The sequence below is a fragment of the Allokutzneria sp. NRRL B-24872 genome, assembly GCF_002155965.1.
GTDB lineage: Bacteria > Actinomycetota > Actinomycetes > Mycobacteriales > Pseudonocardiaceae > Allokutzneria.
Map to the genome: position 1 here is coordinate 1 of NZ_MUMH01000086.1, position 11,223 is coordinate 11,223.

Annotated in this window: 14 protein-coding genes; 10 read left to right on the forward strand and 4 right to left on the reverse strand. The window is 70.6% G+C overall.

Annotation, left to right across the window (positions count from 1 at the left end):
• The coding region (locus tag CCN37_RS22640; protein WP_143261747.1) for a Gfo/Idh/MocA family protein at positions 1–640 on the reverse strand (640 nt) is incomplete at its 3' end.
• An 81-nt stretch (positions 641–721) separates the two neighbouring features.
• Between CCN37_RS22640 and CCN37_RS22645 the strand changes: the two genes are divergently transcribed.
• Positions 722–1,309 carry a TetR/AcrR family transcriptional regulator gene (locus CCN37_RS22645; RefSeq protein WP_086824370.1) on the forward strand — a complete coding sequence of 196 codons (588 nt, stop codon included), beginning with the start codon at positions 722–724 and terminating at the stop codon, positions 1,307–1,309.
• On the opposite strand, the gene CCN37_RS22650 is transcribed toward CCN37_RS22645, so the two are convergent.
• On the reverse strand, positions 1,278–1,958 hold the full coding sequence (locus CCN37_RS22650; RefSeq protein WP_086824372.1) for a hypothetical protein: 681 nt from the start codon (positions 1,956–1,958) through the stop codon (positions 1,278–1,280). The two genes, CCN37_RS22645 and CCN37_RS22650, sit on opposite strands and share 32 nt — an antisense overlap.
• A 235-nt stretch (positions 1,959–2,193) precedes the next feature.
• Positions 2,194–3,033, reverse strand: a complete 840-nt coding sequence (locus CCN37_RS22655) for an EamA family transporter (protein ID WP_086824373.1) — start codon at positions 3,031–3,033, stop codon at positions 2,194–2,196.
• 53 nt (positions 3,034–3,086) lie between these two features.
• Here CCN37_RS22655 and CCN37_RS22660 point away from each other — a divergent pair, with 53 nt between their 5' ends.
• From CCN37_RS22660 to CCN37_RS22700, 9 genes are all read left to right on the forward strand, one after another.
• Positions 3,087–3,620, forward strand: a complete 534-nt coding sequence (locus CCN37_RS22660) for a TetR/AcrR family transcriptional regulator (RefSeq protein ID WP_086824375.1) — start codon at positions 3,087–3,089, stop codon at positions 3,618–3,620.
• A gap of 54 nt (positions 3,621–3,674) precedes the next feature.
• Positions 3,675–4,181, forward strand: a complete 507-nt coding sequence (locus CCN37_RS22665) for an RNA polymerase sigma factor (protein ID WP_086824378.1) — start codon at positions 3,675–3,677, stop codon at positions 4,179–4,181.
• Positions 4,181–5,266 (forward strand): CU044_5270 family protein, encoded by a 1,086-nt coding sequence (locus CCN37_RS22670; protein ID WP_086824380.1) that lies wholly within the window; start codon positions 4,181–4,183, stop codon positions 5,264–5,266. The genes CCN37_RS22665 and CCN37_RS22670 overlap by 1 nt, the downstream gene beginning before the upstream one ends.
• A 71-nt stretch (positions 5,267–5,337) precedes the next feature.
• Positions 5,338–6,192: a hypothetical protein gene (locus CCN37_RS22675; RefSeq protein ID WP_143261748.1), complete on the forward strand. Its 855-nt coding sequence runs from the start codon at positions 5,338–5,340 to the stop codon at positions 6,190–6,192.
• Between the two features lies 1 nt (position 6,193).
• Positions 6,194–7,456 (forward strand): peptidoglycan-binding protein, encoded by a 1,263-nt coding sequence (locus CCN37_RS22680; protein WP_086824384.1) that lies wholly within the window; start codon positions 6,194–6,196, stop codon positions 7,454–7,456.
• A complete protein-coding gene (locus CCN37_RS22685) occupies positions 7,453–8,130 on the forward strand; it encodes an ABC transporter ATP-binding protein (RefSeq protein WP_086824386.1) in 678 nt (225 codons plus the stop codon). Before CCN37_RS22680 ends, CCN37_RS22685 begins: the two co-directional genes overlap by 4 nt.
• Positions 8,127–9,332, forward strand: a complete 1,206-nt coding sequence (locus tag CCN37_RS22690) for an ABC transporter permease (RefSeq protein ID WP_210408158.1) — start codon at positions 8,127–8,129, stop codon at positions 9,330–9,332. Before CCN37_RS22685 ends, CCN37_RS22690 begins: the two co-directional genes overlap by 4 nt.
• Before the next feature lie 78 nt (positions 9,333–9,410).
• Complete coding sequence (locus tag CCN37_RS22695) at positions 9,411–9,731, forward strand: PadR family transcriptional regulator (RefSeq protein ID WP_086824388.1); 321 nt, start codon at positions 9,411–9,413, stop codon at positions 9,729–9,731.
• Positions 9,728–10,453, forward strand: a complete 726-nt coding sequence (locus CCN37_RS22700; RefSeq protein ID WP_143261749.1) for a hypothetical protein — start codon at positions 9,728–9,730, stop codon at positions 10,451–10,453. The genes CCN37_RS22695 and CCN37_RS22700 overlap by 4 nt, the downstream gene beginning before the upstream one ends.
• Here CCN37_RS22700 and CCN37_RS22705 read toward each other — a convergent pair.
• The gene (locus CCN37_RS22705; RefSeq protein ID WP_086824392.1) at positions 10,434–11,156 is read right to left on the reverse strand and encodes a class I SAM-dependent methyltransferase; all 723 of its coding nucleotides are present in this window, start codon (positions 11,154–11,156) and stop codon (positions 10,434–10,436) included. The genes CCN37_RS22700 and CCN37_RS22705 overlap by 20 nt on opposite strands.
• Between the last annotated feature and the right edge of the window lie 67 nt (positions 11,157–11,223).

Genomic DNA, 11,223 nt, shown 5'->3' on the forward strand with positions numbered 1-11,223 from the left:
CGATGCGCACGTGCTCGTGCAGGCGGGGCAGCTGCGCGGTGACCTCGGTCCACCGGCCCGCGATCCGCTCCAGCGTCGCGAGGAAGTGGCCCGCCATGATCGTCAGGATCGAGGTCCCCGCGGCGGGATCAAGGCTCCACGCCAAGGCTTCTGGGAGGACGCTCCCGCCGAAGGGATCGCCCGCCGCGACCACGGACACCGACTCGACCTCGCCGATCCGGCCCGCCGCGAGCAGCTCGGCGACGAACGCGGCGTCGGGGGAGTGGTAGCCCTGCATGACGATCCCGTGCAGCACCCCGGCTTCCGCGGCCACTTCGGTCAGCTCGCGCGCCTGCTCCGCGCTCACGCCGAGCGGCCACTCGGAGACCACGTGCTTGCCCGCCGCCACCGCGTCCCTGATCACCGCGGCGTGCTCGGGCACCTTCACCGAGACCACCACGAGGTCGACGTCGGGATGCGCGGTGAGCTCGCGCGCGGTGGCGAAGGCGTGCGGAACACCGAAGGCCGTCGCCATGTCGTCGGCGCTCTCCTGCCTGGTCGTGGCCACGGCCACCACCTCGAACCCGGGCAGCGCGGTGAGCACGGGCAGGTGTGATCCCGCCGCCCAGCCGCTGGCCCCGACCACGCCCACCTTGATCATGACGACTCCTCCCAGTTGTGTACCATGCGGTATATAACCACAGTAATGTACCGATAGGTATACAACTGGGAGGGGATCGCGGTGCCCGGTGGCCGCCCACGCGCCTTCGACATCGACGCCGCGCTCGACATCGCGCTGGAGGTGTTCTGGCGCAACGGCTACGACGGAACCTCGGTGGCGGAGCTGACCGCGGCCATGGGGATCACCAAGCCGAGCCTCTACGCGGCCTTCGGCAACAAGGAGGAACTGTTCACCGCCGTGCTCGCCCGCTACGTCGAAGGGCCGGGTGCCTACGCCGCCGCCGCGCTCGACGCGCCGACCGGGCGCGAGGTGGTCGAAGGCCTGGTCCTGGGCGCGGTCGAGCTGACGGCGCAGTGCCCGGGGTGCCTGACCGTGCGCGCTGTGCACGCGTCAGGTGCGGAGGGGGCCCCGGTGCGCGAGGCCGCCGTCGCGCGTCGGAAGGCGGGGGAGACCGCGCTGCGCAGGCGTTTGGAGCGCGCGGGAGATCTGCCCGCCGGAACCGACGCTGCCGTGCTCGCGGCGCTCGTCCACACGGTCACTGACGGGATCGCCGTCCAGGCGGCGGCCGGGCGCGGGCGATCGGAGCTGCTGCGGATCGCCGAGCTGGCAGTGGCTGCTATCTGGCCAGCAGCTCCTCAGCGACCTTGATCACCACGGACTGGGCGGTCTGCGCGGGGAAGGCCGTGTCGCCGAAGAAACCCTTGTCGTGCCCCCAGTACTTGATGAGGTAGTAGACGGCTCCCTTGCGCGCCACCAGGTTCGCCTCGGTCTGCGAGGTCTGCAACGACGAGGGGTCCAGGAGCGTGGCCTCGTCCGCGCCCGCGAGGGGCCGGTCCAACGCGATCGGGTCCCTCGCGGCGCCCCGGTAGGAGCCCTTGGCCTGCTCGACGTCGCGCTCCGGCAGGCGGTTGACGCCGCGGAAGTCGTAGACGTGGATCTGGAGCTTGCGGGTGTCCTTGCCGTCCTTGCCCTTCGTCTGCTCCCAGAAGCAGTTGCTGTGCTTCATCCCGCGCGCCCTCGGCGGTTCACCGGCGAGGCGGAAGCTGCTGACCTTCGCCTCCTGCCGCAGTCCCGAGCTGATGTCGCACTGCGCCACCGGCTGCCCGCCCGGACCGGCGCCGGGGTCCTCGCCGGAGCTGTAGTTGAGGTAGAGCACGCCGAAGTACCCGCCGACACCCAGTACGAGAACCGCGATCACGATGCCCACGACCAGGCCCGTGCGCTTCTTCCTCGGCGGCTGCTGCGGGTGCCAGCCGGGGTACTGCTGCTGGGGATGCCAGTTCGACGGCGCGTTCACGGTCGACAAACGTGGCGAGCGCGGTCCGCATTGTCAAATTCGCGTTCAACCGCTCCGCTTTGTCACAACTCCTCGTTGAGGAATTCACAAACGCTCAACAGGACCTCGCCGCATCGTGCGCCGGAGTGGTCCAGACCTTTCCCGTTTCGTACCGAAAGCGGGAAATAGAGCGCTCCCAGAAGCCGCTTGGAGTACGAAACGGGTTCTGGTCGGCCTGGCGGATGTGGGGTGCGCCTTACGCGATGGGTTGGAGGGAGACCAGGAGGACGCCGCCGACCACGGTGGTGAGGCCGATGGCGCGGTGGGGTGTGAGGCGTTCGCGGAGGATGAGGACGCCGAGGAGCACTCCGACCACGACGTTGAGGGTGCGGCCGGTGGCGACGGCGCCGACGGGCTCGATCGCCAAGGCGAGCAGGACGAGGCAGTAGCTGGCCGGGGCGAGCAGCGCGATCGGCAGCGCGCGCCGCCACTGCGGCAGCACGGAGCGCAGGCGTCGGCGCGGCGCGAGCACGGCGGTGAGCACCACGACCTGGCCGAGGCTCGCGACGGCGAGGTACGGCAGCGGGTGCACGCCGAGCGACGCCATCGCGTAGCCGTCCCACAACGTGTACGCGCAGCTGCACACGGCGACGGCCAGGCCGAGGGCCGAGCCGCGCGCGAGGCCGTGCCCGGGCCGCACGCGATCCATGATCAGCACACCGACGAGCACCGCCGCGACGCCCCACCACGCCTGGGGTGACGGGGAGCCGGTCCAGGGGATGGCGGCGAGCGTCACGAGCACGGGGGTCATGCCTCGGCTGACGGCGTAGACCACGGAGAACTCGCCCTCGCCGTAGGCGCGTTGCAGGACAACGGCGTAGGCGGTGTGCAGCACCATGCTGACCAGGCCGGGCCACCATTGCGCGGCGAGCGTGCCGTTCGCGAGCGACCACAACACCAGTCCCAGTGCCACAGGTGTGGTGATCACGGCGTAGAGCCAGACGAACTCCGGCTCCTTCTGGCCCGAGGACTTCACGAGCAGGTTCCACGACGCGTGGCACACGGCGGCCGCGGTCAGCAGCAGTAAGGCGATCACGTAGACAGTGTCTACACGACTAGGGTAGACGGCGTCTACGGCAGGAGGCGCTCATGGACGGACTGCGGAACCAGCTGCTCGACGCGGCGGCGCGGATTCTCGACGAGAACGGCATCGAGGCCGTGACCATCCGCGAGACCGCGCGGCAGTGCGGCGTCTCGCACGGGGCGCCGCGACGGCACTTCCCCTCGCGGGCGGTGCTGCTGGGCCACCTCGCCAAGCGCGTCGCCGCCGAACTCACCGAGGAGTTCGACGCGACCGACGGCGACCCGCGGCGGCTGGCGAAGATCTACGTCGAGTTCGCGGCGCGGCGCCCGCACGCCTTCGACCTGCTGCTGCGGCACGATCTGCTCGAAGCTTCCGGGGCCGATCTGCGGTCCACGACGCTTCCCCTGGTCGCCCGCTGGCGCGACGCGTGGTGCGCCCAGAACCCCGCCGACTCCGACGCGGACGCGCTCGCGCGGCTGACCGCCGTGCACGGCATCGCCTCACTGGTGTCCCACCGGGCGCACGAGGTCGTGGGGCTGGAGCCGGAGGAACTGCTCGGACGAGTCCTGCGGTCGCAGAATTTCTCGGAAAGGATGTAAGAACCGGGCGGCTGCGCGCATTACCGGGTGAGAAGCATCCGTGAGGGAGAACGCGTGGCCGAGGCCGACCAGTTCCGCGAGCTGTACAACGCGTGCTACCCGCGCGTGCTCGCCTACGCCAGCGGCCACGTCGGTCGTCAGCTCGGCGAGGACGTCGTGAGCGAGACGTTCGCGGTGGCGTGGCGCAGGCGGCACGAGATCCCGGTGCCGCCGCTGCCGTGGCTGCTCGGGGTGGCCCGCAACCTGCTGCGCACGTCGCGCCGCACGGAGATCAGGCAGTACGAGCTGGCGGCGGCCACCGCTCGGCACGAGCAGTTCGGCGAGGACACCGGCGGCATCGTCACCGAGCGCGCCGCCGTCCTGGCGGCGCTGCGCACGCTGCCGGAGTCCGAACAGGAGCTGCTGACCCTCGTCGCCTGGCACGGCCTCACGCCCAAGGAAGCGGCGAAGGTCCTCGGATGCTCGACGGCGACCTTCGCGGTTCGCCTGCACCGCGCGCGGCGCCGCCTGGAGAAGGCGGTCGCCGACACCCAGGACGCTGCTGTGGGAGGACGGTCGTGATGGCACGCGCCAAGAGAGACGTGATGAAGGCGCTCGCCGACGCTCGTCCGGAAGCGCTCGATCCGGAGCGGCTGGCCGGATCTCCACGTCAGCAAAGGGATCTGGAGCAGATCATCAGCGCGGCGATCACGCCCGCGCGCCCGAGGTCGGTGCGGCGGTGGCTGCCCGTCGGCGCGGTCGGCGCGGTGGCGGCGGTCGCGGCCGGGATCGTCCTGTTCGCTCCGACGCAGCCGAGCTTTCCGGATGTGAACCGGGTTCTGGTGGACGCGGCGAACAAGCTCGTCGAGCCCGGTCCCGAAGGCACTTACTGGGAGACCAAGACCCGGCACAGCTCCACGTGGCCCGTCGCCGCCGGAGATCGCAGGTTCGCGCTCGTGATCGAGGAGGAGCGCGAGGTGTCCCTCGGCAGGAAGCCGGAGAGCAAGAGTCGCGCGGTGAGCGGGCTCAATGCCGTGACCAGGCCGCGCACGCTCGCCGACGAGCAGGCCTGGCGCGCCGCCGGTACACCGGCCTCAGCGCAGCTGCTGTCCGACGTTGGAGTGCGCGAGGGCGCCGTCGCGCTGGGGCAGCGGCCACCGGCGATCAAGCCGCTGCCGTGGCTGTCCGGTCGCGAGGACCACGCCGGCCTGCCGAAGGACGCGGACGGACTCCGCAGGCACCTGACTGAGCGTTACCGCGAGGAAGCCGGAGCGGGGACCGTTTCGGACGCGTGGTTGGTCGACCGCGCCCGCGAGCTGATCACCTCGCCCGTCGCGAAGGAGACCAGGGCGGCGGCCTACGAGGTGATCGCCGGAACCGCCGGAGTGCGTTCCCTTGGCGAGCGCGCAGACCCGTTGGGGCGCAAGGGCAATGCGATCGCCCTGCCGACGCGCCGGGACGACGCGCTCGGTCTCGTGGAGCAGCAGCTGATCATCGACCCCGGCACCGGGCTTCCGCTGGCGTCGCAGGAGGTGCTGGTGGTACCCGGTGCCAGCGCGGCGAGCGTGGGCCTGGCGGCGGGCGACATCGTCCGCTCCGAGACGCTGCTCGGGCTCGGCTGGACCGATCAGCAACGCGACATCCCCGGGGCCATCGGCCCGCGCTGACCGAACACCGGTTCATCCACTGTGGACGGACTGGCGCTGAATCCTGCCTGAAATCGAGAGGAAAAGCCCTGATGACAACGCTTCGCAGCACTTTCGCGCTGGCAGCGGCCGGACTGCTGCTCGCCGGTTGTGGATCATCCACAGTGGAGGAGAAACCTGCGGCCCCTTCGCCGACCGCGGCTTCCGAGGACAAGTCGGTCAAGGTCGGCAACCTGGTCGCGGAGTGCATGAAGAAGAAGGGCTTCACCTACGTCGCGGTGACCGCCCCGCAGAACACCGAGGACGCGAACAACCCCAACGGGAAGGACCCGACGCTCGTCCCGTACGACGCGCTCAAGACCTTCCGGCAGAAGTACGGGTTCGGCGTCTTTGCCCGCGATGTCTTCCCGCAGGACCCTGCGGTCAACCCGCGGACCGAGCAACAGACTGATCCCAACCAGGCCATCCGCGACGGCCTCGACGCGGCGCAGAAGGACGCCTACGACATCGCGCTCACGAGCGGCACCCGCACCGACTCCGGCGCGAAGAAACGCATGTTGGACGGGCAGGGGTGCATGGGCGAAGCGCACAAGGCCGTGTACGGCGACCGCGAGGACGCGGCCGACCCGAAGCGCGAGGCCGAGTACAACCGGGCGCGCCAGGCGTTCGAGAACGACCCGGCGGTCGTGCGCACCTCGCAGAGCTACGCGAGCTGCTTGCGCCGCCTCGGCCGGAATGTCACCTCGGCCAAGCCCGGTGAGATCGAAACCTTTGTGCAGCAGTCTTTTCAGGCGCGCAGGGGTGAGGCGCCGATCGATGCCACCGCCGCGCGCAAGGGGCTGGATGACGAGGTCAAGGCGGCGCTGGAGGACCTTGAGTGCGGCAAGGACTACCTCGCCGCGGCCAAGCCGCACACGGAGAAGCTGATCGCGGCCGGGGCCGGCTGACGTGGTCGCCCCGAGCCCTCGGCGCACTCTCGTCGTGGTGGTGTGCGCCGCGCTGGCCACCGGCGCGGTCGGCTGGATCGTCGGTACGCAGGTGCGCTCGCCCGCCGATGCCGCCGCCGAGCACCGCGCGCCGTCGCCGTCCTTGGTGACCGCGCCGGTGCTCCGCAAAGCGCTGACCAGCACCGTCGTCATCCAGGGCACGGTCGCGTACTCGGCGGCTACGCCATTGGCGCTCAACGGCGTCGTCGGTTCGCCGGGGGAGTCGTCGGAGAAGGCGCAGCTGATCACCAAGGCGCCCAGCGCGGGCGGCACGGTGAAGGCGGGCGATGTGCTCCTGGAGGTGAGTGGGCGGCCGGTCTTCGTGCTGCCCGGCGAGGTGCCGATGTACCGCACACTCACACCGGGGTCCAAGGGCGACGACGTGAAGCAGCTCCAGGCCGCGCTAGTGGCTCTGGGACACGCGTCCGGCCTGCGCAGCGGGACCTTCGACAATGCGACGGCGACGGCGGTGGGCAAGCTCTACGCTCGCGCCGGGTATGAGGAGCAGAAGCCGACCGCCGAGCAGCGGCGGCAGCTCAGGACCTTGGAGCAGGCCGTCGACGACGCCAAGGCCGCGCTCGACGCGGTGCCGCCCGACGCGGATCGCGGGCGGGCGCACCGTGCTCACAACGACGCGAAGGCGGAGCTGAACACCTTCCGCGCGAGCTACGGAACATCGGTGCCGTCCGGCGAGGTCCTGTTCCTGCCAAGGCTTCCCGTGCGTTTGGACGCGGTCACGGCGAAGGCCGGTGCTGCGGCGAGCGGGCAGATCGGGACGGTGACCGACCCGACCGTGCACGTGCAGGGCGCTGTGCCCACGCTCGACGCGCGGCTGCTGAGGGCCGGGCTGTCGGCGACGCTGCTCGCCACTGATGGAACTGAGGTCCCCGCGACACTGGATACCCTCGGTGGCGACACGCAGTCCGCTGCCAGCACGGCCTTTCGGATCGTGCCCAAGGACCAAGCGGCACTCGCTCCCTTCGCCGGGCAAGCGGTTCGGGTGACGGTGCAGGTCGGCGCGACGGAGGGCGAAGTGCTCGTCGTCCCCGTCGCAGCTGTGATCACCGGGGCGGACGGGCGCACGCGGGTGCGTGTTGTCTCCGCCGAGCAGGTGGTTCGTGACGTTTCTGTGCGCACAGGGCTCACCGCTTTTGGTGAGGTGCACGTGACACCGCTCGAAGGTGTTCTTGCGCAAGGTGATCGCGTGCTGGTCGGTGGTTCGTGAGCGCGGTCATCCGGCTCTCCGGAGTCTGCCGTGTCTTTCCCTCGGAGCCGCCTGTACGCGCACTGTCCAATGTGGACATCGACGTGCGCGAAGGGGACTACGTTTCCATCGTCGGCCCGTCTGGGTCGGGCAAGTCCACGCTGCTGAACGTGCTGGGCTTGCTGGACCGGCCGACCTCGGGCAGCTACGTCATCGACGGCGTCGAGTCGACCTCGCTGGGGGAGTCCGCGCGGGCGGCGTTGCGGGGCAGCCGGATCGGGTTCGTGTTCCAGTCCTTCCACCTGCTGCCGCACCGCACCGCCGTCGACAACGTCGGCCTCGGTGAGGTCTACCGAGGTGGTCAGCGCAAGACCCGTGCCGCGCGGGCGAAAGCGGCCTTGGAACGCGTCGGGCTCGGGCACCGCGTGGGATTCCGTCCCGATCGGCTCTCCGGCGGTGAGCGGCAGCGCGTGGCGATCGCCAGGGCGTTGTTCGGCGAGCCCGCGCTGCTGCTGTGCGACGAGCCGACCGGCAACCTCGATCGCGCGACCACCGCGTCGGTGCTCTCGCTGTTCGACTCGCTGCGGGAGCAGGGCGTGACCCTGGTGGTGATCACCCACGACGAGGAGGTCAGCCGCCGCGCCGCGCGCCGGGTCCGCATCGAGGACGGCCGACTCACCGAGGAGCCCTGGTGAAGCCCCGCATGGGACTGCCCGACCTGCTGGACGAGGCCGTCGCCGGTATCACCGCGCGGCCCGTGCGCTCCGCGTTGACCGTGCTGGGAACGGTGCTCGGCATCACCACGCTGGTGATCACGTTGGGCATCGCCGAGACCGCCGCGCACCAGATCGCCGGGCGCTTCGACGCGGTGACCGCCACGGAGGTCACCGTTGTCCTGCCGCCGGAGCTGGACCCCGCCGCTCCGCCGTTGGTCTCGTGGGAGTCCGCCGCGGACCTCGTGCGGCTCAACGGCGTTCGTTCGGCGGCAGCCGTGGCCCGGCCCGCGTCGGCGCGCGACAGCACCGTCCGCGCGAACGACCTGCACGATCCGACCGCGGTCAGCTCGAAGACGCTTCCCGTCGTGGGGACGTCGGAGTCACTTCCGTCCACAGTGGACGCTTCGGTGGCGCGAGGTCGCTTCTTCGACGCCGGTCACGTGACGCGCCAGGACCGGGTGGCAGTGCTCGGAGCTGATGCTGCCGAGCTGCTGGGGATCGTGCGCGTCGAGGACGCTCCGACCGTGTTCGTCAACGACGCGCCCTTCACGGTGATCGGCGTGCTCGGCCGCATCGGGAGGGCCAGCGAGGAGGGCTTGTCGGCTTCGGTCTTGTTGCCGCACAGCACGGCCCGGCTCGGTCCGCCGACGGAGGTGTTGATCCGAACGGTACTCGGTGCCGCTCCGCTGATCGCGTCGCAGGCTCCGCTCGCGTTGTCGCCGAACTCGCAGCAGAGCTTGCGGGTGCTCGCCCCACCCGATCCGGCAACCTTGCGCGGTGCCGTGGAGGGAGACGTGAACGCGCTGTTCCTCGTGCTGGGACTGGTGTCGCTCGTCGTCGGCGCGGTCGGCATCGCGAACGTCACGTTGGTGACCGTGCTGGAGCGGACCGGGGAGATCGGCTTGCGGCGGGCGCTCGGTGCGGGGAGACGGCACATCGCGGCGCAGTTCCTCGTGGAGTCGACGACCATCGGGATCTTGGGGGGTGTTGTCGGGGCGAGTCTCGGGGTCGTGGCGGTGGTGGTCGTGTCCGTGGCGCGGGGGTGGACGCCCGTGCTGGAGCTGTCGCTGGTGGCGGGGGCGCCGCTGGCCGGGGCCGTCGTGGGGTTGGTCGCTGGGCTTCATCCCGCTGTGCGTGCCGCTCGCCTGGAGCCGGTTGACGCGCTTCGGAGTGGCACGTAGTTCCAGTTGGTACTGCCGGGGTACTCCGTCTTGCGGACTACTACGCAGTGCGTGGTAGCTTCGTGGCGAGGAGGACGGATGGAGATCAGTCAGGTGCTCAAGGGGGTGCTCGACCTCGCGGTGCTCACCGCGCTGCGAGGGGAGGACCGCTACGGCTACGACGTCGTGCGCGGGTTGCGTGCGGCCGGGCTGGAGGCGATCGGGGACGCGTCGGTGTACGGCACGCTCCAGCGGCTGGCCAGGAACGGGCTGCTGACCTCCTACCTCAGCCCGAGCGAAACGGGTCCGCCTCGCAAGTACTACCGCCTGACCGACGAGGGCAGGGACCACCTTCGAGCGTCGACCAGCACCTGGCGCTCGTTCGTGGCGACCATGGACGAGCTGATGGGACCGGAATGAACGCGAGAGAGATGACCGGCGAGGACTACCTCCGCGCGGTCCGCGCGCACCTGGCCGACCTGCCGCGCGAGCAGGTGGAGGACATCGTGGCCGACATCGCCCCGCAGATCCACGAAGGCGGCGGGCGGCCGGAGGACCCGCGTGACTACGCCGACGAACTGCGGCGCGCGGCGGGGTTGCCGCAGTTGCTGCGCGGACGGGTCACAGCACGGGTCGCCCTGGTGGGCTTGGTCCTCGGCGTCACCAGCGCGACAGCGCTCGGCTGGCTGAACCTGTGGGCGAGCCGGTACGACAACCAGATCCAGCTGCTGATCGCGATGGCCGGGCTCGTGCTGGCGCTGCTGGCGGCGACGGTCGTGCCTCGGCTCGGCCCAGCCGCGGCCTCGTTCATGGCGTTGCCCGAGGTCAGTGCCGTTCGCTTCGAGTTCGCGCGCTCGCTCCAGCCGGGCTGGTGGGTCGTCCGGAGCCTGCTGATCGTGTCGCCCGTTCTGCTCGCGCACCATCCCAGTTGGCTTCAGGTGGTGGGCTTGTGCAGCCTTGCCGTCACGGCGCTGTGGGTGGGGCCGATGGCGCGGGTCGACCGCCGATGGTTGTGGCTGAGCCTGCCCTTGACCGGCTTCGCGCTGGGGACCGTGGCGATGCTGACCGGGGTCTTCTGGGACAACGCGATCTACGTGACCAACGAGGGCGGGTACGAACTCGTCAGTCGCGACTGGCCATGAAAACGAACTCGCGTCCGGGGCGGTCAGGGGCGTCACGGACTTCGCGGACTCGGTACCCGAACGCGGTCAGGGCGGACTCCTGCTCCTCGCGGGTGCGGAAGCGCAGCGTGGAGTCCGACGCCACCACCTCGCCGTCGGCGAAGCGGTAGGTGTAGCGGAAGGACACCAGCGGCAGGCTCACGTCGGTGACCTCGCGGCGCTGCTCCACGGGACCGAAACCGGGCACGTCGAGCACGGTGGGCGCGGTGTCGGCCGCCCAGTCCTCCCAGGCACGGCGCTCGGGCCGCCGGGACTCGAACACCAGGTACCCGCCGGGACGCAGTGCCGAGTGGACGCCGCGCAGGGTCGCGCTCCAGTCGTCGTCGGAGAGGAAGACGTCAGCCACGTTCGCGGTCATGGTCGCGAGGTCGGCGGCGAAGGGCGGCAGCGCGGTGGCGTCGCCGTGCACCCAGCTCACGCGGCCCTCCGGGTCCTTCGCCCGCGCGACCTCCAGTGACGCCGCGGCGGGCTCCACGCCCAGCACGGTCCGCCCGGTCTCGGCGAGCAGGAGCGCGAAACACCCTGTGCCGCAACCGATGTCGAGCACTCGCTGGGCGTCGAGCTCGTCCGCGATGTCGATGTAGTGCTTCAGGTCCTCGCGCGAGCCGTCGAAGGCGTCGTAGATCGGGGCGAGGCGTGTGTGGGCGAAGATCGCGTCAGGCATTCTGCGACACAACCACGCATCGCTTCGTCCGGCGAGCCGATTTCGCGATGGTGGTGGCTCACCGTAC